The organism is Micromonospora sp. NPDC047074 (assembly GCF_040643815.1).
Taxonomy (GTDB): domain Bacteria; phylum Actinomycetota; class Actinomycetes; order Mycobacteriales; family Micromonosporaceae; genus Micromonospora.
Map to the genome: position 1 here is coordinate 1 of NZ_JBEYVB010000002.1, position 23,051 is coordinate 23,051.

General features: G+C 73.9%; 20 protein-coding genes and 1 pseudogene. 11 read left to right on the top strand and 10 right to left on the bottom strand.

The window, feature by feature from the left end:
* Positions 1-195: 195 nt before the first annotated feature.
* The 6 genes and pseudogenes from ABZ809_RS03645 to ABZ809_RS03670 form a co-directional block, all read left to right on the top strand.
* Positions 196-1,713: pseudogene (locus ABZ809_RS03645) on the top strand (DUF5941 domain-containing protein); the annotation flags it as partial.
* A gap of 15 nt (positions 1,714-1,728) precedes the next feature.
* A complete protein-coding gene (locus ABZ809_RS03650; protein ID WP_357560832.1) occupies positions 1,729-3,945 on the top strand; it encodes a bifunctional glycosyltransferase family 2 protein/CDP-glycerol:glycerophosphate glycerophosphotransferase in 2,217 nt (738 codons plus the stop codon).
* A 136-nt stretch (positions 3,946-4,081) separates the two neighbouring features.
* The gene (locus ABZ809_RS03655; RefSeq protein WP_357560833.1) at positions 4,082-5,386 is read left to right on the top strand and encodes an ABC transporter ATP-binding protein; all 1,305 of its coding nucleotides are present in this window, start codon (positions 4,082-4,084) and stop codon (positions 5,384-5,386) included.
* A 104-nt stretch (positions 5,387-5,490) separates the two neighbouring features.
* Positions 5,491-5,955: a DUF4442 domain-containing protein gene (locus ABZ809_RS03660; protein WP_357560834.1), complete on the top strand. Its 465-nt coding sequence runs from the start codon at positions 5,491-5,493 to the stop codon at positions 5,953-5,955.
* A 61-nt stretch (positions 5,956-6,016) separates the two neighbouring features.
* Complete coding sequence (locus ABZ809_RS03665) at positions 6,017-6,769, top strand: HAD-IA family hydrolase (protein ID WP_357560835.1); 753 nt, start codon at positions 6,017-6,019, stop codon at positions 6,767-6,769.
* Entirely contained in the window at positions 6,766-9,138 is a 2,373-nt protein-coding gene (locus tag ABZ809_RS03670) for a glycosyl hydrolase family 65 protein (protein WP_357560836.1), read from the top strand. Before ABZ809_RS03665 ends, ABZ809_RS03670 begins: the two co-directional genes overlap by 4 nt.
* A gap of 145 nt (positions 9,139-9,283) precedes the next feature.
* On the opposite strand, the gene ABZ809_RS03675 is transcribed toward ABZ809_RS03670, so the two are convergent.
* The gene (locus ABZ809_RS03675) at positions 9,284-9,481 is read right to left on the bottom strand and encodes a hypothetical protein (protein ID WP_357560837.1); all 198 of its coding nucleotides are present in this window, start codon (positions 9,479-9,481) and stop codon (positions 9,284-9,286) included.
* A gap of 248 nt (positions 9,482-9,729) precedes the next feature.
* Between ABZ809_RS03675 and ABZ809_RS03680 the strand changes: the two genes are divergently transcribed.
* Positions 9,730-10,401 (top strand): dienelactone hydrolase family protein, encoded by a 672-nt coding sequence (locus ABZ809_RS03680; protein WP_357560838.1) that lies wholly within the window; start codon positions 9,730-9,732, stop codon positions 10,399-10,401.
* A gap of 134 nt (positions 10,402-10,535) precedes the next feature.
* Here the strand turns inward: ABZ809_RS03680 and ABZ809_RS03685 are convergent, their stop codons facing one another.
* The gene (locus ABZ809_RS03685) at positions 10,536-11,663 is read right to left on the bottom strand and encodes an AI-2E family transporter (protein ID WP_357560839.1); all 1,128 of its coding nucleotides are present in this window, start codon (positions 11,661-11,663) and stop codon (positions 10,536-10,538) included.
* A gap of 213 nt (positions 11,664-11,876) precedes the next feature.
* Here ABZ809_RS03685 and ABZ809_RS03690 point away from each other — a divergent pair, with 213 nt between their 5' ends.
* The 3 genes from ABZ809_RS03690 (at position 11,877) to ABZ809_RS03700 (ending at position 13,692) form a co-directional block, all read left to right on the top strand.
* The gene (locus tag ABZ809_RS03690) at positions 11,877-12,059 is read left to right on the top strand and encodes an antitoxin (protein WP_357560840.1); all 183 of its coding nucleotides are present in this window, start codon (positions 11,877-11,879) and stop codon (positions 12,057-12,059) included.
* A 189-nt stretch (positions 12,060-12,248) separates the two neighbouring features.
* Positions 12,249-13,451 (top strand): cytochrome P450, encoded by a 1,203-nt coding sequence (locus ABZ809_RS03695; RefSeq protein WP_357560841.1) that lies wholly within the window; start codon positions 12,249-12,251, stop codon positions 13,449-13,451.
* A gap of 4 nt (positions 13,452-13,455) precedes the next feature.
* Positions 13,456-13,692, top strand: coding sequence for a ferredoxin (locus ABZ809_RS03700; protein WP_357560842.1), 237 nt, complete (start codon positions 13,456-13,458; stop codon positions 13,690-13,692).
* 92 nt (positions 13,693-13,784) lie between these two features.
* On the opposite strand, the gene ABZ809_RS03705 is transcribed toward ABZ809_RS03700, so the two are convergent.
* The 7 genes from ABZ809_RS03705 to eccB form a co-directional block, all read right to left on the bottom strand.
* On the bottom strand, positions 13,785-14,462 hold the full coding sequence (locus ABZ809_RS03705; RefSeq protein ID WP_357560843.1) for a C39 family peptidase: 678 nt from the start codon (positions 14,460-14,462) through the stop codon (positions 13,785-13,787).
* Between the two features lie 377 nt (positions 14,463-14,839).
* Positions 14,840-15,172: a YkvA family protein gene (locus tag ABZ809_RS03710; RefSeq protein WP_357560844.1), complete on the bottom strand. Its 333-nt coding sequence runs from the start codon at positions 15,170-15,172 to the stop codon at positions 14,840-14,842.
* A 38-nt stretch (positions 15,173-15,210) separates the two neighbouring features.
* On the bottom strand, positions 15,211-16,020 hold the full coding sequence (locus ABZ809_RS03715) for a hypothetical protein (RefSeq protein WP_357560845.1): 810 nt from the start codon (positions 16,018-16,020) through the stop codon (positions 15,211-15,213).
* Positions 16,021-16,225: 205 nt separating this feature from the next.
* Positions 16,226-16,594, bottom strand: coding sequence for a hypothetical protein (locus tag ABZ809_RS03720; protein ID WP_357560846.1), 369 nt, complete (start codon positions 16,592-16,594; stop codon positions 16,226-16,228).
* 256 nt (positions 16,595-16,850) lie between these two features.
* Positions 16,851-18,089: a WXG100 family type VII secretion target gene (locus ABZ809_RS03725; protein ID WP_357560847.1), complete on the bottom strand. Its 1,239-nt coding sequence runs from the start codon at positions 18,087-18,089 to the stop codon at positions 16,851-16,853.
* Complete coding sequence (locus ABZ809_RS03730) at positions 18,082-18,450, bottom strand: hypothetical protein (protein ID WP_357560848.1); 369 nt, start codon at positions 18,448-18,450, stop codon at positions 18,082-18,084. Before ABZ809_RS03730 ends, ABZ809_RS03725 begins: the two co-directional genes overlap by 8 nt.
* 106 nt (positions 18,451-18,556) lie before the next feature.
* Entirely contained in the window at positions 18,557-20,146 is a 1,590-nt protein-coding gene (eccB, locus tag ABZ809_RS03735; protein WP_357560849.1) for a type VII secretion protein EccB, read from the bottom strand.
* A 151-nt stretch (positions 20,147-20,297) separates the two neighbouring features.
* On the opposite strand from eccB, the gene ABZ809_RS03740 reads away from it, so the two are divergent.
* The gene (locus ABZ809_RS03740) at positions 20,298-21,479 is read left to right on the top strand and encodes a type VII secretion protein EccE (RefSeq protein ID WP_357560850.1); all 1,182 of its coding nucleotides are present in this window, start codon (positions 20,298-20,300) and stop codon (positions 21,477-21,479) included.
* A gap of 69 nt (positions 21,480-21,548) precedes the next feature.
* Here ABZ809_RS03740 and eccD read toward each other — a convergent pair whose 3' ends face one another.
* Positions 21,549-22,946: a type VII secretion integral membrane protein EccD gene (gene eccD / locus ABZ809_RS03745; protein WP_357560851.1), complete on the bottom strand. Its 1,398-nt coding sequence runs from the start codon at positions 22,944-22,946 to the stop codon at positions 21,549-21,551.
* Positions 22,947-23,051: the final 105 nt, after the last annotated feature.

The following is a 23,051-nucleotide window of genomic DNA, read 5'->3' on the forward strand; positions in this document are numbered from 1 at the left end:
GCGCGTCGGTCAGGTGCCGCTCCTCGTACGGCAGGGGATCGGTCCCGAAGAGCTGGGCGATGCCCTGCCGCCCCTCGACCTCCACCAGGAGGGTGTGCCGCCGGGGCGCCCGCCGCCGGGGTGGCGCCCGCCCAGCGTGCAGCCGCCGGGGTGCCCGTCGGCGCGCCGCCGGCCGCCGCGCCGGTGCCGGTCGGGCCCGCCGTGGACCGGCTCTTCGCCGGCCTCGCCGGGCTCGGCGTGCTGACCTTCGCCCAGCGGGTACGGCTGCTCGTCGCGCACCGGGTGGCCGACCCGACGGGGCTGGCCAGCGCGGAGGCGGCGGTGGCCGCCGTCGACGAGGACCGGGCCGAGCTGAAGCTCTCGGTCAAGGAACGCGACGACTTCTTCACCACCTTCTTCGTCAGCACCTGGTCGCCGTACGTGACGAAGGCGTCGGCGAAGCTCGGGCTCGGCCCGACGGGCGTCACGATGATCTCGGTGGCCTTCGCGGTGGCCGCCGCCGTGCTCTTCGGCGTGGGAGACCGGCCCGCGCTGGTCGCCGGGGCGGTGCTGCTCTACCTCGGCTTCGTGCTGGACTGCGTGGACGGCCAGCTCGCCCGCTACACCCGGCACTTCAGTGCCTGGGGCGGCTGGCTGGACACCATGGCCGACCGGGCGAAGGAGTACGTGGTCTACGCCGGGCTCGGCTACGGGGCGACCCAGGCCGGTTTCCGGTACGGCTGGGCGCTGGCGATCGCCGCGATCACCCTGCAGACCGTCCGGCACATGACGGACACCTGGTACGGCGTGCTGCACGACGAGGCGGCCCGCCGGCCGAAGGCGGTCGGCACCTCCGGCGGCGGCATCGGCGACAAGCTGAACGCCGCCTCGAACCGGGTGCAGGCCGACACGGGTTCGGTGTCGTACTGGCTGAAGCGGACGGTGGTCTTCCCGATCGGGGAGCGGTGGGCGTTGATCGCGCTGACCGTGGCGCTGTTCGGCCCGCTGGTCAGCCTGTACGCGGTGCTGGCCTGGGGGGTGCTGGCGTTCGCGTACACCGGGGCGCTGCGTACCCTGCGGGCCCGCTGGATGCGGGTGCCGGTGCTGGACACGGTCGACGCCACCCTGTACCGCGACGACGGCCCGCTGGCCCGGTTCCTGCCGGTGATCCGCCCGGTGGGGCCGCTGACGCTGGCGGTCGTCGCGGCGCTGGGCCCGGCGGCGCTGCTGGTGGCGGCTTTGTTCGGCGTCGGCGGCACGGGATCGGAGGGCCTGCGGTGGGCGGTGCCGGTCGCGCTGGTCGTGTTGCTGGCCGCCGGGCTCGGTGCCGGGGCGGCGCACGGCGGGCCGCTGGACTGGCTGGTGCCGGCCGCGCTGCGGGCGGGCGAGTTCCTGTTCGCCATCGCGGTCGGCGTGGTCGGCGAGGTGCCGCCGTGGCTCGTCTTCGGGTACGTCTTCGTGCTGACCCTGCACCACTACGACCTGACGGCGCGGCTGGAGAAGCGGCAGTCGGCCCCGCCGCTGCACGGCGGCACGCTGGGCTGGGAGGGGCGGTCGGTGCTGCTGGCGCTGGCCGCGATCGTCGGTTTTGCGGCTATCGGCATGGCTACACTCGGTGCGTACCTTCTCGTGGTTTTCGTGGGGAGTGTCGTCCTCGCCTGGGTCGTCCTGCCCGCCCGCGCCGCGCGGGCGTCGGTGGGCCTGGCCGGAGCGGGAGGTCGCACGCCGGGCTGACGGAGGGGCCGGCCGATGACACTGATCAGCTTCGTCGTGCCGGCCTTCCGGGTGCAGGGCTACCTGCGCGAGTGCCTGGACTCCATCCTCGACCAGCCGGTCGCCGACATCGAGGTGATCGGGGTCGACGACTGCTCGCCGGACGACAGTGGCGAGATCCTCGCCGAGTACGCGGCCCGGGACCGGCGGCTGCACGCCGTCCGGCTGCCGCGGAACGTGGGGCTCGGTCCGGCCCGCAACATCGGGCTGGACCGGGCCGTCGGCGAGTACGTCTGGTTCGTCGACGGCGACGACTGGCTCGCCCCGGACTGCCTCCCGGAGGTGGCCGAGCGGCTCCGCGCCACCCGGCCGGACGTGCTCCTGGTCGACCACGTCCGGACGCACTGGAACAACGCCGCCAGCCCCAGCGCGATGGCCGAGGTCTTCCCGGAGCCGCCCGGCGAGGAGACCTTCCGGCTGCGGGACCGGCCCGAGACCCTCCGGCTGCTGCACACCGCCTGGAACCGGCTGGTCCACCGGCAGTTCCTGCTCGATCAGGGGCTGCGCTTCGCCCCCGGCTGGTACGAGGACGTCTCGTTCAGCTACCCGGTGCTGATGGCGGCCGACCGGATCGGCGTGCTCGACCGCGTCTGCGTCAACTACCGGCAGCGCCGGGCCGGCGCGATCACCAGGACCAGGGGTGACCGGCACTTCGAGGTGTTCGAACAGTGGCACCGGGTGTTCCGGCTGATGGACTCCTGGGGCCCGGCGGTCGACGACCTGCGGCCCGCCGTCTTCGAGCGGATGATCTGGCACTACCTGACCGTGCTCGGCAACGGGGACCGGATCGCCCCCGAGCTGCGGCCGGCCTTCTTCGCCCAGATCACCGCCGACCACGCGCGCTGGCTGCCCCCCGGCGGATACCCGGCGCCGGAGGGCACGGAAGGGCTCAAGCACCGGCTGGTCGCCGCCGGCCGCTGGCGGACCTTCAGCGCGCTGCGTACCGCCTACCGGGCGCGGGACGCGGCCCGGCGTACCGCCCGGGGCGCGAGGCGGCGGGTGGCACCCCGGGCCCGGCGCGCCGCCCGGCTGGCCCGGGACACCCTGTTGCGCGAGTACTACCGGGCCGAGCTGCGCCGGCCGGTCGATCCGGCGCTCGCCGTCTACGCCGCCTACTGGTACCGCGGCTACTCGGACAACCCGGCCGCCGTCTTCGAGGCGGCCCGGCGGCTGGCGCCGGAGGTCCGCGGGGTGTGGATCGTCCGACGGGACCGGGTGCACACCGTGCCCGAGGGCGTCGAGTACGTGGTCGCCGGGACGCCCGCGTACTACCGGGCGCTGGCGCGGGCGCGGTGGCTAATCAACAACGTCAACTTCCCGGACTTCGTCCGCAAGCGTCCGGGCACGGTGCACGTGCAGACCCACCACGGCACACCGGTGAAGGTGATGGGGCTCGACCAGCAGCGCTACCCGATCGGCGCGGTCGGGATGGACTTCGCCGGGCTGCTGCGCAGGGTGGACCGGTGGGACTACAGCGTCAGCGCGAACAGCTTCTCCAGCCAGATGTGGGAGCGGGCGTACCCCGCCGGGTACACCACCCTGGAGGTCGGCTATCCGCGCAACGACCGGCTGGTCACCGCGACCGCCGAGGAGGTGCTCCGGCTGCGCGCCGGCTTCGGCCTCGGCCTCGGCGAGCAGGTCGTCCTGTACGCCCCGACGCACCGGGAGCACCTGCCCGGGTACCGGCCGCCGTTCGACCCGGAGCGGCTGCTCGACGTGCTCGGTCCGGCCGCCCGGCTGCTGATGCGCAGCCACTACTTCCACGACCGGGACCGGCGGACCCGGCGTCCGGCGGAGCGGGAGCGGGTACGCGACGTCAGCGGTCACCCGCGCGTGGAGGACCTCTATCTCGTGGCGGACGCGCTGATCACGGACTATTCCTCGGCGATGTTCGACTACGCCGTGCTCGACCGGCCGATCGTCGTCTACGCCCCCGACTGGGAGGCGTACCGGCTGGCCCGTGGCGTCTACTTCGACGTGACGGCGGAGCCGCCGGGCGCGGTGGCCACCAGCTTCACCGGCCTGCTCGACCTGTTCCGGGCCGGCGAGGTCGACTCGGAGGCGGCGCGGAAGGCCCGGCAGCGGTTCCGGGCCCGGTTCTGCGCGCTCGACGACGGGCACGCCGCCGAGCGGGTCGTCCGCCGGGTCTTCCTCGGCGAACAGCCGTCGATGGACGGCGCGCCCGGCTGCTGATTTGCGGAGTTGCGCGCCTGGTGGGTGTTTACAGGGCCGACACAACTCGAACATGGAACGTTTACCCGATGTGCGAATCGGATGATCCTGGTCACAGTCATTCGGTGTTCGGCCGACGAGCTGGGGGGAGGGCACGGTGACCACCGTCGCGCTCAAGGATGTCACCAAGGTGTTCAGGGACGGCACCCTCGCCGTCGACAGCGTCAATCTCGACGTCAACGACGGCGAGTTCATGGTGCTGTTGGGCCCCTCGGGCTGCGGGAAGTCCACGGTGCTGAGGATGGTCGCCGGGCTGGAGGAACCGACCTCGGGCGCGGTGATGCTCGACGGCGAGCTCGCCAACGACCTGCCCCCGCGCGACCGGAAGATCGCGATGGTCTTCCAGGACTTCGCGCTCTACCCGCACATGACCGTCGGCGACAACATCGCCTTCCCGCTCAAGCTGGCCGGGTTGGAGCCCGAGCCGCGCGGCGAGCGGGTCACCGACGTGGCCAGCGCGCTCGGCATCGGCGACGTGCTCGGCCGCAAGCCCAGCCAGCTCTCCGGCGGGCAGCGCCAGCGGGTCGCGATGGGTCGGGCGATCGTCCGTCGCCCCGGGCTGTTCCTGATGGACGAGCCGCTGTCCAACCTCGACAGCGGCCTCCGGGCCGAGCTGCGTGCGGAGATCTCCGGCCTGACCCGGGAGCTGGGCGTCACCACCATCTACGTGACGCACGACCAGGCCGAGGCGCTGACCATGGCCGACCGGGTCGCCATCATGCGCAAGGGCGTGCTCCAGGACGTCGGCACCCCCACCCAGGTCTACGGCCGACCGGCCACCCTCTACGTGGCGGCGTTCCTCGGCAGCCCGCGGATGAACCTGCTGGAGGCCTCGGTCTACGTCCACCTCGACCGCTACGTCACGCTCACCCTCGGCGACCAGGCGCTCTACCTGCCCTGGGACGACATCCGGAGCCGGGCGGTCGCGCACTACCACGGCGAGCGGATCGTGGTCGGGATGCGGGCCGAGGCGCTCACCCCGGTCTCGCCGGACGCTGAGGGAGCCGTGCTGCACGGCCGGATCCGCTACCTGGAGCACCACGGGCACGAGTCGCTCGCCTACCTCGACATCGGGGCCACGGCGATCGTGGTGGACGAGATGGGCGCCCGGGTCGAGGCGCCCGCCGGCCAGCGTGGCCTGCGGCGCTTCGGGCAGGTCATGCAGCGGCTGACCGGGCGTGCCGCGGAGGAGGAGGCCACCGCCACCCCCACCACCCGCGGTGCCCGGACCAGCGTGCTCAGCGACCCGGGCCGGCACCACCGCCGCCCCGCCGAGCTGGCGGTCCGGCTCGCGCCGTATCCCGCGGTCGCCGCCGGGCACGCGCTGGCGGTCTCCGTACGCATGGACGCGCTGCACTTCTTCGACGAGCGCGGCGACCGCATCGACGTCGGCTGGCGCTGAGTGTAAGGAAGGGCACCTTCCTAACGCATAGCGTTAGGAAGGTGCCCTTCCTTACCGCCGAGAGCGGGCTTGTCGGGGAAGTTACCGGCTAGTAACGTCAGGCCATGACCATCGACTCGCGCCAGGTGGCGGCCGGCATACTGGAGGCCGTGCCGTTCGCCCGTACGCTCGGCATCGAATTCGTCGAGGTGGCCCCCGAGGCGGAGGGCGGGGTACGGGCGACCGTCCGGCTGCCCGACTCGCCGGCCACCCACAACCACGTCGGCGGCCCGCACGCCGGGGCGATGTTCACCCTCGGCGAGACCGCCTCCGGCGCGGTCGTGCTGGCGGCGTTCGGGCAACTGCTCGACCGGGCCGTACCGCTCGCGGTGCGGGCCGACATCGCGTACCGGAAGCTGGCCATGGGCCCGGTGCTGGCCACCGCGCGGCTCGGCCGGCCGGCGGCCGAGGTGGAAGCCGAACTGGAGGCCGGCCAGCGGCCGGAGTTTCCGGTGCTCGTCGAGATCGCCACCGAGGCGGGCAAGCCGACAGGCGAGATGACCGTGGTCTGGACGCTGCGCCCGAACTGATCGGCGCGCCGAGCGGACCGAAAGCGGTTTGCGGGCGTACCGGGCTGGATAGGTTTGTACCGTGCTGGGCCTACCTGCTCACGTGACCGCCTGTCTCTTCGATCTGGACGGTGTGCTGACGCAGACCGCCCGGGTGCACAACGCCGCCTGGGCGGAGACCTTCGACGGCTTCCTGCGCCGCCGCGCCGCGACCTCCGGCGAACCCTTCCGCCCCTTCGACCCGGGGCCGGACTACAACCGCTACGTCGACGGCCGGCCACGCGCCGACGGGGTGCGGACGTTCCTCGCCTCCCGGGGGATCGTGCTGCCCGAGGGGGCACCCGACGACCCGCCGGACGCCGACACCGTCCACGGGGTCGGCAACCGCAAGAACGTGCTCCTGCTGGAACGGCTGCGCACGCAGGGTGTGGACGTCTACCCCGGGTCGGTCGCCTACCTGAAGGCGGCGCACGCCGCCGGGCTGCGCCGCGCGGTGGTCACGGCCAGCGCGAACGGCCGGGAGGTGGTCGCCGCCGCCGGGCTGGAACCGCTGCTGGAGGCCCGGGTGGACGGGCTCGTCGCCCGAGCCGAGGGGCTGCGCGGCAAGCCCGAGCCGGACACCTTCCTCGCGGGCGCGAGGCTGCTCGGGGTCGACCCACGAGACGCCGCCGTCTTCGAGGACGCGCTGGCCGGGGTCGCCGCCGGGCGGGCCGGCGGCTTCGGGTACGTGGTCGGGGTGGACCGGGTCGGCCAGGCCGCCGAGTTGCGCGCCCACGGCGCCGACGTCGTGGTCACCGACCTGGCCGACCTGCTCGACTCCGGGCGACCCGCGTGATCAGGGAACGGGCCTATCCGGTCGAGCCGTGGCACATCCGGGAGACCCGGCTGGACATGGACGTGCTGGCCCAGTCCGAGTCGGTCTTCGCGCTCTCCAACGGGCACGTCGGGCTGCGCGGCAACCTGGACGAGGGCGAGCCGCACGGCCTGCCCGGCACGTACCTCAACTCCTTCTACGAGCTGCGCCCACTGCCGTACGCCGAGGCCGGTTTCGGCTTCCCCGAGTCGGGCCAGACCGTTGTCAACGTCACCAACGGCAAGCTGATCCGGCTGCTGGTCGACGACGAGCCGCTCGACGTCCGGTACGGCGAACTCCTCTCCCACGAGCGGGTCCTGGACATGCGTGCCGGCACCCTGCACCGCGAGCTGCACTGGCGGTCGCCGGCCGGTCGCGAGGTCAAGGTGCGTACCACCCGGCTGGTCTCGTTCACCCAGCGCGCGGTGGCCGCGATCAACTACGAGGTGGAGGCGGTGGACGGCCCGCTGCGGCTGATCCTCCAATCCGAGCTGGTGGCCAACGAGACGCTGCCCGCGCAGAGCCGGGACCCCAGGGTCGCGGCCGTGCTGGAGTCGCCGTTGCAGGCCGAGGAGGAACTCACCACCGACGACGGTGGGCTGCTGATCCACCGGACCAAGGTCTCCGGGCTGCGGGTCGCCGCCGCCATGGAACACGAGGTGTACGCCCCGGCGCGCAAGACCATCGAGTCGGAGGGGTACGAGGACTGGGTCCGTACCACGATCGGCTGCGTGCTCCAGCCCGGCGAGACGCTGCGCGTGGTCAAATACCTCACCTACGGCTGGTCGAGCCGCCGCTCCCTGCCGGCGTTGCGCGACCAGGTCGGCGCGGCCCTGGCGGGGGCGCGGCTGGACGGCTGGGACGGGCTCCGCCGCGAGCAGCGGGAATACCTCGACGAGTTCTGGGACGCCGCCGACGTGGTGGTGGAGGGCGACCCGGAGGTCCAGCAGGCCGTCCGGTTCGGCATGTTCCACGTGCTCCAGGCGGGTGCCAGGGCCGAACGGCGGCCGATCTCCGCGAAGGGGCTGACCGGTCCCGGATACGACGGGCACGCGTTCTGGGACACGGAGATGTTCGTCCTTCCGGTGCTCACCTACACCCACCCGGCCGCCGTGCGGGACGCGTTGCACTGGCGGCACCACACCCTGGCCGCCGCCCAGGAGCGGGCCCGGACGCTCAACCTGGAGGGCGCCGCCTTTCCCTGGCGCACCATCGAGGGACCGGAGTCGTCGGCGTACTGGCCGGCGGGCACGGCGGCCTTCCACATCGCCGCCGACGTCGCCGACGCGCTGCGGCGCTACGTGCAGGTCACCGACGACACCGCGCTGGAACGCGAGATCGGGCTGGAGCTGCTGGTGGAGACCGCCCGGCTGTGGCGGTCGCTGGGCCACCACGACCGGCACGGCCAGTTCCACATCGACGGCGTCACCGGGCCCGACGAGTACACGGCGGTGAAGAACGACAACATCTACACCAACCTGATGGCGCAGCGGAACCTGATCACCGCCGCCGACGCCGTGGCGCGCTACCGCGACGAGGCGTTCCACCTCGGCGTGACCGACGAGGAGGCGGCCGCCTGGCGGGACGCGGCTGCCGCCATGCACATCCCGTACGACGAGGAGGTCGACGTCCACGAGCAGGTGGAGGGCTTCACCCGGCTCCAGGAGTGGGACTTCCTGGGCACGCCACCCGAGAAGTACCCACTGCTGCTGCACTATCCGTACTTCGACCTCTACCGCAAGCAGGTCGTCAAGCAGGCGGACCTGGTCCTGGCCATGCACTGGCGCGGCGACGCGTTCACGCCGGAGGAGAAGCTGCGCAACTTCCTCTACTACGAGCGCCGGACCGTGCGGGACTCGTCGCTGTCGGCGTGCACCCAGTCGGTGCTGGCGGCCGAGGTGGGCCACCCGGAGCTGGCGCACATCTACCTGCGCGAGGCCGCGCTGATGGACCTGCACGACCTCAACGAGAACACCCGCGACGGGGTGCACATGGCCTCGCTCGCCGGGGCGTGGATCGCCCTGGTGGCCGGGTTCGGCGGGCTACGCGACCACGACGGCAACCTGTCGTTCGCGCCACGGCTGTCCAGCCGGCTCGCGCGGCTGGAGTTCTCCCTGCAGTGGCGCGGGATGCGGCTGCGGGTGGAGGTCCGGCCGCACCAGACCACGTACGCGTTGCGGCACGCCGACCCGGAGGACGTGCTGGAGCTGCGCCATCACGGCGAGCCGGTGCGGGTCACCCACGCGGAGCCGGTGACGGTGCCGATCCCCCATGCGGAGGTGTCCGGGCCGGCCCCGGAGCAGGCACCGGGTCGCGCCCCACTGCTCCGCCTGCCCGAGAACGAGCCGTGACGCGCCGCCGGTCGTGGTGGCGGTCCGCCGGCCGTTCGTGACGCGCGTCGCCGGCCGGTCGTGACGCGCGCCGCCGGCCCGTGGTGGCGGGCCGGCGGCGGCGGTCAGCGTGGCCCCGCCGACGAGCGGCGGACGGCGGTTCCGGTCAGAGTGGCCTGCCCTGTGAGGGGCGGCCGGCGGCGTCGCGGGGCGCCATCGCCCGCGGGTCGTCGGCCGTACGTGCCTGGGCCGCGTCGTCCGCCCAGTCCCGGCCGCGTTCGATGTCCTGATCCCGCCGGTCCCGGTCGGCGGCCTGCTGCCGGGACTCTGGCTGCTGCTTCTGCGCCCGCTGCTGCTGCGCCATGGCGATCCTCGCGATCCGTCGGGGCGCGGTTGCGCCGGTACGGTCTGCGGTCGCTGCCGCCTACCCGGGGCCCCTGCAGACAAACGCCGCCCAGGTCGGCGTGGCCGCCCGACGCGACCGGTGCCAGTCAACCCCCTCCCGGCGGCCGCCAACGGCCGACGGCGGGCGTACCTGGGCGGCGGGCCGGGGGCCGCTTGGCGGTCGTCCGGGCGGGTATGCGGGGCGGACCGAGGACGATGGAGGCCGGAATGGACGTACGCAGCGAACCGGACGTACGCAGTGCGGCGGTGACGATCCCGGCGGGGGGCGCCGAACTGCCGGCGGACCTGCTGATCCCGCCGGAGCCGGCCGGTGTGGTGCTCTTCGCACACGGCAGCGGCAGCTCCCGGCACAGTCCGCGCAACACGGCCGTGGCGCACGTGCTCAACGGGGGCGGCCTCGGCACCGTGCTGGTCGACCTGCTGACCCCGGCCGAGGAACAGGTGGACGCCCGGACGGCCGAGCTGCGCTTCGACATCCGCCTGCTCGCCGACCGGCTCGCCGCGATCGTGGACTGGCTGGCGGCGGAGCGGCCTTTCGGCCCGGCGCCGATCGGGCTGTTCGGGGCCAGCACCGGGGCCGCCGCCGCGCTGGTGGCGGCGGCTGCCCGACCGGAGCTGGTCGGCGCGGTGGTCTCCCGGGGCGGCCGTCCCGACCTGGCCGGGCCGGCCCTCGGTCAGGTACGCGCGCCCACGCTGCTGCTGGTCGGCGGCCTGGACGACCAGGTGATCACGCTGAACGAGCAGGCGCAGGCGGCGCTGCCCGGCACAGCCGAGCTGACGGTGATCCCCGGCGCCACCCACCTCTTCGAGGAGCCCGGCACCCTGGACCAGGTCGCGACCCGCACCACCACCTGGTTCACCACCCACCTCCCCAGGTAGTCCCCGGCCAGTCCCCGTTGATCATGGCGTTGGCGGCAGCGATGGAGGTCAATTCCGCCGCTAACGCCATGATCAACGGGGCGGTGCCTGAGGAACGCGATGATCAACGGGGCGGTGCCTGAGGAACGCGATGATCAACGGGGCGGTGCCTGAGGGGCGGGGGTGGCGGGGTGGCGGTGTTGTTGGACGGTGTCGATGATCCGCCAGACGACGGCGGTGATCGGTACCGAGACGAAGGCGCCGGCGATACCGGCGATCAGGGTGCCGGCGGTGACCGCCACCAGGATCACCGCCGGGTGCAGGCGCACCTGCCGCTTCATGATCAGCGGCTCCAGGATGTTGCCCTCCGCCTGCTGTACGGCGATCACGGCGGCCAGGACCAGCAGGGCGATCACGGGTCCCTTCGCCGCGAGCGCGACCAGCACCGCCACGGCACCGGCCACGGTCGCCCCGATGATCGGAACGAATCCGCCGAAGAAGGTGATCAGCGCGAGCGGGAAGGCCAGCGGCACCCGGAGCACCACCAGCGCCAGGCCGATGCCGATCGCGTCGATCGCGGCGATCATCATCGTGCCCCGGCTGTACGCGCCGAGCGTCCGCCAGCCCACCCGGCCCGCCTCCGCGGTCACCGATCGGTTCGGTCCGGTCATCCGGGACAGCGTCCAGTGCCACATGGAGCGGCCGTCCTTGAGCAGGAAGAACAGCAGCACGAGCGCGAGCAGCACCGAGCCGACCACTTCCGCGGCCGTACGGGCGCTGGACACCGGGTCGAGCGAGCTCTGGCCGAAGCCCTGCCGGGCCTGGTCGAGTAGCCGGTCGAGCTGCTGGTCGCTGACGGGCAGCGTGGAGGTGACGAAGTCCCTGGTCCGGCTCAGGCCCTGTCCCAGTTCCTGGCTCAGCTCGCTGAACTGGTTGGCCGTCAGGTTCCAGACCAGCGCGCCGACACCGAACAGCACGCCGAGCAGCAGCAGCACGGTGAGCAGGGCGGCCGCCGCGGCGGGCAGCCGGAGCCGGCGCAACGCGAGCTGCACCGGGTCGAGCAGCGCGGTGAGGAAGATGGTGACGGCCAGTGCGATGGCCAGCGGCGCGAGCAGCACCGCGATCTTCCCCAACAGGTAGAGCCCGGCGACGACCACCACGAGGCAGGCGCTCCACACCACCGCCGAACGGACCAGCCAGGGCAGCGCGGCCCACGCCTGCCGGGGGCCCTGGGCCCGGTCCGCCGTCCCCTCGGGCGTCCGCCCGGTATCGTCTGCGACCACGTCGGCCCTCCTCGATCTCCGGCGAGTCGGTACCCGGCCGGCGCCCCTTCGACACCCGCGTCCCCTTTCACGCTAGATGGGCCGCCGGTGTCGTGACGGCGGGACGGGCACCGACCAGGGCGTCCGGCCGTACCGCCGGCGGCCTTTCCGGTCGCGTTTGCGCCCCCGGCACCCGGGAAGGCAACGATCGAACCCGGAGCTAGGAGGCCCCGCATGAGCGACTTCATGAACAAGGCCAAGGAGTTCGTCGACAAGCACGAAAAGCAGGTCGACCAGGGTCTGGAGAAGGCCGGCGACATGGTCGACAAGCGCACCGGCGGCAGGTACGGCGAGCAGATCGACAGGGGTGTCGACCAGGCTCAGGCGCGTACCGGTGAAGGCGAGCAGCCTCGTTGACCTCGCGCGGTCCCGGGTCGTCGTCACCGGCGGCCCGGGACCGCGGTTTGTGACAGATCGACGCTGACCGCTAGCGAAGGATCGACCACTCTCGCTACTATCCGCAGTCGGAACATGACTCAACGTCGAGTCTTCCCGGCCGGACCGGCGCCCACCCCTTGGGGCGCCGTGACGAGAGGAAGTCATCCGGTGACCGAGGCACCCGAGACGACCGCCCACCGTTACCCGTTCAGCACCCCCGACCGGCTCAATCTCGATCCGAGCTACGCCCGGCTGCGCCGGGACGAACCCCTCACCCGGATCCGGATGCCGTTCGGTGAGCCGGCCTGGCTCGCCACCCGGCACGCCGACGTCCGGGCCGTGCTCGGCGACTCCCGGTTCAGCCGGGCCGCCGCGGTGGGGCGGGACGAGCCCCGCAGCGCGGAACGGCGCCAGGAGGGCGGGATCCTGTCCATGGATCCGCCGGAGCACACCCGGCTGCGCAGGCTCGTGGCGAAGGCGTTCACGGCCCGGCGGGTCGAGGAACTGCGGCCCCGCACCAGGCAGGTGGCGGACGAGTTGGTCGACGGCATGCTCGCCGCCGGTCCACCGGCCGACCTGGTGGAGCACCTGGCCACCCCACTGCCGATCCGGGTCATCTGCGACCTGCTCGGCGTTCCCGTGGCCGACCAGCACCGCTTCCACACCTGGTCCGAGGCGATCGTGTCGACGACCTCGCTCAGCCCGGAGCAGGCCCAGGAGTACATCGACAACCTGTTCGCGTACATGGGTGACCTGATCGAGCTGCGGCGGGAGCGACCCACCGACGACCTGCTGGGCGCGATGGTCCGGGCCCGGGACGCCGACGACCGGCTCGCGGAGGACGAGGTCGTGCGGCTGGCCGCCGGGCTGCTCGCGGCCGGGCACGAGACCACCGTGACCCAGATCCCCAACTTCCTCTACACGCTGCTCACCAACCCCGACGAGTGGGCCCGGCTGAGGGGCCGGCCGGACCTGGTGCCGGTCGCCGTCGAGGAGCTGATGCGGTTCATCCCGCTCGGCGCGTCCTCGGCCTTCGCCCGGTACGCCCTGGAGGACGTCGAACTCGGCGGCGTACTGGTGCGGGCCGGCGAGCCGGTGGTGGTGTCGATCGCCTCGGCCAACCGCGACGAGACGGTGTTCGCCGAGCCGGACCGGCTCGACGTGGCCCGGCAGGCCAACCCCCATCTCGGCTTCGGGCACGGGGTGCACCACTGTGTCGGCGCGCAGCTCGCCCGGATGGAACTCCAGGTTGTCCTGGAGACCCTGATCGCACGCGTGCCCGGCCTGCGGCTGGCCGTGCCGGAATCCGAGCTGACCTGGAAGAGCGGCCTGCTGGTCCGGGGGCTGGTCGCCATGCCGGTGAGCTGGTGACCAGATGAGCGCGACGAACGAGCAGTGGCGGGTGCACGTCGATCCCGCCCGGTGTATCGGGGCGGGGATCTGTGCGGGCATCGCGCCGAAGCACTTCGTGCTGGTGAACGGGCTGTCCCGCCCGCTGGCCGAGCGGGTGGCACCGGACGACGCGCTGATGGACGCCGCGGACTCGTGCCCGATGGAGGCGGTCATCGTGTCCGACGCGGGCAGTCTGCGCCGGATCGCGCCGGAGTCCTGAGCCGCCGGGGACGCGCGAGGGCCGGCCCCGCGTGAGGGCCGGCCCTTGTCGGTGATGGATCCGTCGGTGCTGGATCTCGTCGGTGTGCTGGATCAGGAGGAGTAGCCGCGCTCGGCGATCCAGTTGGCGACCTTGTCCAGGGCCATCCAGTACTCGGCCTCGGGGGCAGCCGGATCGGCGATCCGGATCAGCTCGCCACCGTCCCGGTAGCCCACCAGGGTCAGGTAGTGCCCGCCCTCGTACGAGTGCGGGTTGCCGGCGGTGTCGACGGCGGTGCCCTTGATGTTGGCCACCACTGGCCGGCCCTCGTCGAGGGCCGCGACGGCGTCCGACCGGAGCCGGTCGACCTGCTCCGGCCTGGCCACCGGGCCTGGGATCTCGGTCGTCCGGTACCGGCCACCGGTCAGCTCGTTGAGTACCCGCGTCGTGTCCAGGGCCGAGTCGGTGCCGGCCTCGGTGGTGCCCAGCCGCTTCGCTACCTCGTCCTGCGAGAGTGCCTTGCCGAGCGCCGACAGGGCGATCCGGGTCGCGGCCGGCCCGCAGTAGTAGAAGTTGGGCTGCGCCTGGTACTCGATGCCCACGGTGCGCTCGGCCCGCCTGCCGGCGCGGGCGCCCTTGTCGGTGCGGCTGTCCTTGTCGGCGCGTACCGAGCCCACCGGAGTGGTCGTCACCGGCGCGGCGTGCGCGGCCACCGTGGGAACCGCGAGGCACCCGCCGGCCACCAGCAGGCCGGCGACGGAGAGGCCGCTCTTTCGAACGATCGGGTTCATGGTCGGGCTCCAATCGGGGGTTGACGCCTCCGGGGGGACCGGAGGCGCTAGCACCGGGAGAGGCGCTCGGCGAGGGACTCCGACAGACCGCGCGGCGGATCGACCCGCGGGGCGTCTCAGGGATGCAACGGCCCTGCTCCGGCGGACATTCCGGCCCCCGGCCTGGTCCGCACGCCCTCCCCGATCCACCGCGATCTTGCACTTGCTGCCCCGACAAAAGCCACACAAGGCTCATTCCGGGGGCAGTAACTGCAAGATCGGCGCGGAGGGGGTGGGGGATGGGGGTGCGCGTCGCGCGGCGGGTCACAGGCGGGTGTGTGGGGTGTCCGGTTTCGGGCGTGCGGGGACGTCGGGTGTGGGTGGCGGTGAAGCGTCGGTCATGGGACGCGGCGGTGGGTCCGGTCGTCGTCGGACGGTACGTCCGGTCGGCCGGCCAGCGGGGTGTGCGCGGCGCGTCGCTGCCGGACCAGCCGGCCGAGGTAGATGAGCGCGCCGGTCAGCACCGCCATGTCGTCCAGGTAGATGGGGTCGGGCAGCAGGTCGATCGGTAGGACGGTGTAGAGCAGGGCGCCGTAGAAGGCGACCTTGCCGTTCACCCCGAGCGTGCCGAGCAGTCGGCGGGTGCGTACCACCCGGACGGCCAGCAGCACCGCGCCGATCAGCGTGGCGACCGCCACGACTCCGACGACGATCCACGCCTCCCTGGACATACCGCCACGCTAGCCCAGCGGAACCACTTCCGCCCGGATCAGTACGCGGGAACGGCCGCCCGGCCCCGCGCCGCCTCCCGGCCGGACACGACCGGGAACTCCCGGGTCTGCTCGGCCGCTCCGGCGCTGTCGAGCAGCGGCAGCAGCGACTGCGACTCCTCCGGGCGACGAGTGGTCGCGGCGAACGCCTCGGCACGCAGGCTGCGCGCCGCCTCGACGGCGGCCTCGGCGGCCCGCCACGCGTCCTGCTCCCGCGCCCGAGCCGTCCGCTGCCGGGCGAGCAGGTTGTCCCGTACCGCCCGGCGCAGCACCAGCTCCTGCTCGACCGGGTGCAGGCGGGGATCCCAGCCGTCGCGGTGCGCGAAGACGTCACTGAGCTGCTCCACCGACAGCTCCTTCCGCCAGTACGCGTCGAGGGCGGCCCGGTGCATGAAGCGCTCTCGCTCGGCGTACTCGGCGGGCGTCCGGACGGTACGCGGCAGGGGCATCGCCTCGGCGTTCGCGAGTCGGCGCACATCCGCCTCGGCGGCCTCGTACGCCTGCCAGGCCGCCTCGACCTCCTCCTGCGCCGTCAGCCACTCGGCACGCAGCCGGGCGGCGGTGGTGGCGGCCCGTTCCGCGGCCACCGCGACCTCTTCCGCGTACCGGGACCGGTCGCGCGCCTCCTCGGCCCGTTCCAGCTCGCTAGGCATGGCGGCACGCCGGATCCGGGCGCCGACGTCGAATCGGAGCCGGCCGGGCCGCAGCACCAGGCCGGCCACGGTGACGGCGACGACGCCGAGCAGGCTCAGCCAGATCACGGCGGCCCGGGGCACGTCGAGCAGGACGGAGGAGAGCACGGTTTGCATGGTCGGCACCTCGCGATCGATCGAGGGGATTCGGCGTGGTCGTGCCCGTGGGACGGGCGGATGGGCGTGGGCGCGTACGGGGCGTACCGCGGTGGCCGGCGAGCTCGGCGTCCGGGTGCCGGTGCTGGACGGCATCGCCGGGGAGAGCCCGGCCGGACCCCCGCCGCGTCACGAACGCACCGGCGCGGCGGCGCTGGCCGACGGGTCAGGCGGTGGGCGGGCCGCGCCGTGCGGGGGCGCCGCGACCGGGCTGGACCGGATGGGCGCTCGGGTGGCCGGTCGCAACGACGGAGACGTCGGTCGGGATGTCGGCCCGAGGGAACTCCGGCAGGGCCGTGGTGCCGGCGACCGGAGGCGCGGTGTCGATGACCTGCTCGGCTGCCGGATCCCGGTGTGGCGGCTGCGCGACGCTCGTGGCGACCGAGCCGAGGGCGTCGGCGGGTGCCGGGGCCGGTGCGGCGGTCGCGCCTCCGAGGCCGACGGCCAGCACCAGTGCGGCGACCGCGAGTCGGGTCAGCTCGCGCAGTGAACGCAGCGTGACCGACCAGAACGGGTCGGACGCTACGGACGGCACCCGTCCAACCTATCGTCCGCGTCCGGCCCATGCAGCGTGGCGACGACCCGGATGGGGTGACCGTCACCACTATGTCCGGAATGGACCGTTAAGCGGATCGTCGGCGGCCATCGGTCCGGCCGGACGGCGGAACCGGCGCCGGACGTGCGACGGCCCTCCAGGCGTGCGGCGGCCCTCCGGACATGCGAGCCCTCCGGACGTGCGACGGCCCACGGGCGGGCGAGCCGCCGGGTGGGCCGTCGTCGTGCGAGGGGTGTCAGCCGTCGGTGCCGAGCACGGGCGGAGCCGCGTCCGCGTCGTTACCCCAGACCATCTCGTCCTCCGTCAACCAGGTCAGCCGGCTGTCGGCGTCCTCGTCGTGCGGCCCCTGGCCGGCGCCCAGGACACCGAGGCGGTTCGCCCCGGCAGCCGCGCCACGTGCGCCAGGCCGAGCCGCGTCGCGGGCGTTGTCGAAGCGCCGTCCCATTCCCGTGGCCGCCCGGTTGTCGGCCAGCGGGGCGCCGCCGGCGGACCGGACCGGTGCGGTCGACGCGGTGCCGGCCGACCCGGCGAGGACGCCGGTGCCGAGCACGCCGTTGCTCGGCCCGCCCTGGGGGCCGAACTGGAGGCCCGAGCCGGCCGAAGCCGTCGCCGTGCCACCCGGCCCGCCCACACCGGTCACCGGGGAGGTGAGCAGGGTCGCGCCGGCGAGGGCGGTGCCGGCGACCACGGCGGAACTGCCGTTGCCCGACTGCCCACCGCCGACCGTGCCCGGGGTGGTGGTGACCGTGTCGGAGCCGCCACCCCCGCCGCCCGGCCCGGCACTCGGGCGGTCGGGGGCCGCCACGGTGACCCCGCCCGTGCTTCCGCTGAGGCCGCTGGTCTTCGGCGCGGCCGTGGGGGTGCTGACCTGCGGGCCGCCCCGCGGCGTCGTCGAGGGGTCGCGGTTGGGGTCACCCGGGATGTCCGGGTCCGGCGGCGGCGGCGGGACGATCCGCCCGTACGCGGAGAGGTCGTAGCCGGCGGCCAACTCGGCCACCACGTTGACCATGCGCTTGTGCGCCTTCTCCTGCTCGGCCTTGTCCTGCTGGTGGCCCAGCAGACCGCCGATCACCACGCCCGGGACGCCGAACACGGCGCCCTTGAGCGCGCCGGAGGCCGCCTTGTCGTGGTCGTCGGTCTCGTCCGGGCTCTCGGCCTGCGCGCGGGCGGTGCGCAGGTCGGCGGCCATCAGGTTCAGGCCCCGGCTGATGTCCGCCATGCCCTCGCCGAGCTTGTCGGCGTAGTCGGTGACGAGCGTCAGCCGGCGCTGGAACTCCTGCGAGGCCGAGCCCGTCCAGGTGTTGGCGAGCTTGTCGAGGTCGCCGCTGAGCTCGCGGGACAGCCCGTCGAGAATGCCCTTGAGCGCCGTCCACTGCGCGCTGACGCCGTCGATCTGGCCCGGCTGGCCGGCCATCACGCCGTCGTAGAGCTGCTGGTGGCTGACGGGCTCGTAGCGCTGGGTGTACTCAGACACGCGGGTCCTCCTTCCCCTTCAACGCGTCGTCCACCCCGTTCAGCGCCCCGGTGATGTCGGCGGCGTTGGCCGCGTTGCGCGCCTCGGCGGTGCGGTAGTTGGCCAGGATCGTCCCGGTGGCGCTCTGCGCGGCCTTGACCGCGGCGCGCAGCCGGTCGACCTGGTCCACGTAGGACTGGTGGATCTCCGAGTAGCGACGAGCGTTCTGGGTGGCGTCGGCGAACGAGCCCAGCGCCGGCGGCCGGCACTGCATCTCCGTGCTCAGCTTCCGCAACGCCTTCTCCGCCTCGGTCAGCCGGTTGGCCAACTTCTGGTGGAAGTCCTCCAGGGACATCAGGTCGACTGTCGTGCGCCCGGTCATGGCAGCATCCCCGTAGTCATCGTCGATAGCCGTTGGCAGGCATCAGGTTAGTCGACCGGCGCGAGTCGGGCGACCCGCCGTCGGTACCGATCCGGCGGGTGCGAACTCAGCCACCCGCGCTGGCGGTGGGGGAGGACGCGCCGGTTGCGGAGGACGACGCGCGGGGCGAGGACGGGGCGTTCGAGGCCGGCCCGCCGGAGGGCGTCGCCGGCCCACCCGACGGGCTCGTCGTCGGGCTGGCGGTCGGGCTGGCGGTCGGGCTGGCCGGCGGCTTCGTCTGGCGGGCCGACGGCGCCGGGCCGGGCGCGAAGTGGGCGAGCGCCGCGTCCCGCGAGAGAGTCGGCCCGGTCGGCACGAGGGCCAGCAGCGAGGCGGGTACGGCCAGCGGCGTGACCCCCTCGTAGCCGAGCGCCGCCATGGCGCCGACACCGAGCGGGTACCGGACCCCGAGGGCGTTGATCAGGTAGACGGTGGCGCCAGGGGCGGCCGCGCCGCTCTCGCCCGCCCCGGGCATGGCCTGCACGAGCACGCCCTTGCCGCCGGGCAGCAGCACGCCCTCGGCGGTACGCACACCGTCCCGCCCGGTCTGCCGCACGGGGATCGCGCCGGTGGTGGCGGTGGTCAGCTCCTGCGGTACGCGGTCGAAGACCTCCAGCGTGGTGGTGGGCGGCCCGCCGGCGGTGCCCGCCCGGTAGGTCGCGCAGAGCACCGTCCGGCCCTCGCTGACCGGGTGCAGGGCGGGCAGTGCCTGCGGCATGCCGGCCTCCTCCGCCCGCTGGTCGGTCAGCAGCTTGCCGGCCTGTGCCGGCGTGATGTCGGTGACCTGGCCGCCGTCGCGCAGCAGCATCAGCGCGCTGATCTCGCCGATCGCGGAGAGGCCCTCCCGGGTGAGTACGTAGTGCTGGCCCGCGGCCCGGAAGACCTGGCCGACCTTGGCCGGGCGTTCGGTCAGGGTGCTGGCCTCGTCCGCGCCGGCGATGACCGGTTTGCGCATGATCGGCCCGGCCGGCACGGCGTTGAGCAGTTGCTGCCCCACGGGCAGGCGGGGCGCGTTGGCCATCCGCAGCGCGGCGAGCGCGGAGTCGCCGCCCGTCACCTGCAACCGCGCGTTGCCGGTGAGCAGGTGCCGCTGGCCGGCGGCCTCCACCAGCACGGCCCGGTCGCCGAGCGGCACGCCACCGGGCAGCGGACGGTCGATCACCACCCGGGTACGGGAGTTGCCGGGGCCGGCCGGATCCGGGACGTCGCAGACGGACCAGGGCAGCCCGGTCAGCGACTTCCGGTCGGGCAGGGCGTCCGGGGCGCCGACGATGCCGACCGTGCGGCCCCGGGGCCGTTCCCGGATCGACGCCTGGGACATCGTGCGTACCTGCGGGGCCGGCTCGTTGATGATCAGGCGGGCCGAGGCGTAGTTGAGAGTGGGGTAGAGCTGCCCGTCGACGAAGACGTACGTCGCCCCGGTCTCCCGCTCGATGACCAGGGTGTTCGGCTCAAGCGGCGCCGTGTTGCCGGTGAACTGCCCGTACGCGCCGACGCCGCCGAGCACCACGGCCGCGGCGATCACGCTGCCGAAGACCGCCATGCCGAGCCGCCGCATCGGCAGGTTGGTGGTTTCCGGGTCGCCCGACAGCAGCGCCGAAACGATCCGGCGGGTGACGAAGCGGTACGCCTGCACCTGATCGCGGCGGGTCCGCATGACTTACCTCCGGCGGGGGGTGGGTCCGCGACGAGCAGGTCCGAGTCGGTGTCGCGGGCTTCCCTACGATAAGGGGCCGTCGACGGGTCACCGTGACCAGCGCCCGACCCGATCCGGCGAACGCTCAGCCGTCCAGAAAGGACTGTCAGCGATGACGCAGGTTCAGGCGCCACCCGGTCGTCCGGCACCGCAGCCGTCCGGCGTCGCCCAGCGGCCGGTCGTACCGGCCGACCGGCGCGACCGTGGCCGGATCGGGCCGGTGGCCGTGGGGCAGCTCGTCGTGCTGGAACTCTGCGCCCTGGCCGTCTGGGCGGCGCTGGGCGGGCCGGTCGGGCTGGCCGGCGCCGTCGCGGCGCTGTCGCTGCTGGTCGTGGTCGCGGTCTTCGCCCGGCGTGGCGGCCGCTGGTGGTACGAGGACCTGCTGCTGCGCCGGCGGTTGCGGCGGCGTCGGGAGGCGGCCAAGAGCAGTGTCGCGGCCGGCGGCGGGGCCGATCCGAGGCTGGCCGCCCTGGCTCCGGAGCTGACTGTGATAGAACTCACAGATCGTGGCACCCGGCTCGGCATCGGCCAGGACGCGCAGGGCTGGTTCGCGGCGGTGGCGGTGCAGGGCCGCACCGGGGCGCCCGACGGCTCGGCCGAGGCGTCGGTGGTCGACCGGGCCCTGCGGGTCCTCGCCGACTTCACCGGCCCGGTCACCCGGGCCCAGGTGGTCTCACACACCCTGGTCTGGTACCCCGCGCCGGGAGCACCGCCGGCGGCCCACCGGACGGTCTGGGTGGCGCTGCGGCTCTCCGTGCGGGACGCCCGCGTCGAGACGGTCAGCCGTGGCGGTGGGATGCCCGGCGTGCACCGTACGTTGTCCGCCGGGATCGGCCGGCTGGGCAAGGCGCTGACCGCGGCCGGGCTCGCCCACCGGCCGCTCAGCCGCGACGAACTGCGCGCGGCGGTGGTCTCGGCCGCCGGGCTGGACCTGGCGCAGACGCCCTCGGCGGAGACCTGGACCGGGCTGCGTGGCGGCGGTTGGACCCAGCGTTGCCTGACCCTGCGGCCCCGGGCCGACGCGCCGTTCGGCCCGCTGGTGGACGCGGTGACGGCCACGTCCGCCCCGTCGCACACCCTGGCGGCCGTGGTGCTGCCGGGCGGGCGGGTCGCCCCGCCGATGCTCCGCGTGGCGGCGCTTGACGACCACGTGGAGGCGCTGGTCAAGGCAGTGCGGGAGGTGGCCCGCCGGTGCGGCGCCCCGGCCCGCCCGGTGGACGGCCAGCACGGCCCCGGTGTCTACGCGACCGCCCCGGTCGCCACCGTCGTCAGCACCTTGCCGCCGACCGACTGACCCCGACCGACCCGACTGACCGGCCGACACGGGCGGGCGGCGCCACCGGCCCGGGGACGGCGGTTCGGGTCAGGGCCGGAGGTTGACGATCCAGCCGTAGAGGCCGACGACCCAGACGGCCAGCGGGACCAGCGCGATGATCAGCATGATCTCCACGATGTCGAGCAGCCGACCCCAGACCGGGGAGATCCGCTTGCCGGCCACGGTGAGCCCGTAGATCAGGCTCACCACGGCCGCGAACACCAGGCCGCCGAGGATCAGGCCGAGGCGGACGGCCGTCGAGCCGCCGCCGAACGTGGCGGCGGCGGTCAGGCCGAGCCCGCCGGTGCCGGCGAGCAGCACCGGGGTGCGCTGGGCGCGACCGAGGAACGGCCGGGCCCGCAGCAGCGACAGCAGCGACAGTACGAGGCAGAGCAGGATCGCGGGCAGGCTGCCGTCGAGCGCGAGCACCACCTGGGCGCCGAGCACCAGCAGCGACACCGTCCAGAGCAGGCCGGTCAGGAACTCGTCGGCCCGCTCGCTGAGCTGGAGCACCTGCCGGCCGTCCACCGACTCGGTGTCGCTCTTCAGGTCGTCGGGGCCGGTCGGGATGGACGGGACCGGCAGCCGGGCCAGCCGGTACGACGCCATCGGCAGCGCCGGCACCGCGCCGAACGCGACCGCGGCGACGATCGCGGCGGCGGCCGGCGCGTCGATGTCGAACGCCAGGCTGACCAGTGCACCGAAACCGATGGCGGCGGCGACCGCGACCGCGCCGAAGAAGAGCGGAAGCCGGTCACCCACGGCCAGCGCGGCCACCGCCGCACAGACCACCACCGCCGTCGCGCCGATGAGCACGTGCGGTGCGGCCAGCTCGGTCAGCGGGCGGTCACCGGCGAGCAGCAGCAGGCCCCCGACGCCCGCGTACGCCAGGCCGACGACCCCGAGCGCCGACCCGGTCGCGCTGTCGGCGGCGGCCCGGGACAGCACGGCCGCGCTGACCACCAGGGCGACCGCGACGACCAGTGCGGTCAGCGCGCCGGGCAGGTGCGGCGGCCCGGTGAACAGGGCCGCGACCGCGCCGGCGCCGAGCGCCGCCGCGGCGAAGAGCACCGCGAAGGACCGGGTGGTGCCGACCTGCCAGGCGCCCGGGCGCTGGTTGGTGGCGGTGGCCACCGCGTCGACCACGTCGTCGAAGACGATCTCCGGTGCGGTGGCGGAGCGGGGGTTGAAGTAGAGCACCTCGCCGTCGCGGATGCCGAGCTGTGCGGCGGTGCGGCCACCGTCCAGCGGCTGACCGCCGAGCCGGGCCAGGCTCCAGCCGCCGTGCCGGACACCCTCGTCGGCCAGGTCCTCACCCGCGTAGCGGAGCAGGGTCGGCAGCAGGTCGGCGAGCGGCACGTCCGACGGCAGCGCGAGATCCATCCGGGTGCGGGGCGCCACGATGGTGATCCGGCTCAGGCCGCCGGTCGCCGTCTTCGTCGCCACAGTGGCCTCCTCGCGCTCTCTACGATCACCCCTGGCCGGCGGTGCCGGCGCACGGGGTTCCTGACGCCCACGGGAGATTACCTACGATGGCGGGCACGTACGATG

Bases quoted from the DNA above. Each gene is read 5' to 3' on its own strand.
- ABZ809_RS03650 (WP_357560832.1), top strand. From the start codon at position 1,729: ATGACACTGATCAGCTTCGTCGTGCCGGCCTTCCGGGTGCAGGGCTAC.
- ABZ809_RS03660 (WP_357560834.1), top strand. From the start codon at position 5,491: ATGACCATCGACTCGCGCCAGGTGGCGGCCGGCATACTGGAGGCCGTG.
- ABZ809_RS03675 (WP_357560837.1), bottom strand. From the start codon at position 9,481: ATGGCGCAGCAGCAGCGGGCGCAGAAGCAGCAGCCAGAGTCCCGGCAG.
- ABZ809_RS03680 (WP_357560838.1), top strand. From the start codon at position 9,730: ATGGACGTACGCAGCGAACCGGACGTACGCAGTGCGGCGGTGACGATC.
- ABZ809_RS03690 (WP_357560840.1), top strand. From the start codon at position 11,877: ATGAGCGACTTCATGAACAAGGCCAAGGAGTTCGTCGACAAGCACGAA.
- ABZ809_RS03700 (WP_357560842.1), top strand. From the start codon at position 13,456: ATGAGCGCGACGAACGAGCAGTGGCGGGTGCACGTCGATCCCGCCCGG.
- ABZ809_RS03705 (WP_357560843.1), bottom strand. From the start codon at position 14,462: ATGAACCCGATCGTTCGAAAGAGCGGCCTCTCCGTCGCCGGCCTGCTG.
- ABZ809_RS03710 (WP_357560844.1), bottom strand. From the start codon at position 15,172: ATGTCCAGGGAGGCGTGGATCGTCGTCGGAGTCGTGGCGGTCGCCACG.
- ABZ809_RS03715 (WP_357560845.1), bottom strand. From the start codon at position 16,020: ATGCAAACCGTGCTCTCCTCCGTCCTGCTCGACGTGCCCCGGGCCGCC.
- ABZ809_RS03730 (WP_357560848.1), bottom strand. From the start codon at position 18,450: ATGACCGGGCGCACGACAGTCGACCTGATGTCCCTGGAGGACTTCCAC.
- eccB (WP_357560849.1), bottom strand. From the start codon at position 20,146: ATGCGGACCCGCCGCGATCAGGTGCAGGCGTACCGCTTCGTCACCCGC.
- ABZ809_RS03740 (WP_357560850.1), top strand. From the start codon at position 20,298: ATGACGCAGGTTCAGGCGCCACCCGGTCGTCCGGCACCGCAGCCGTCC.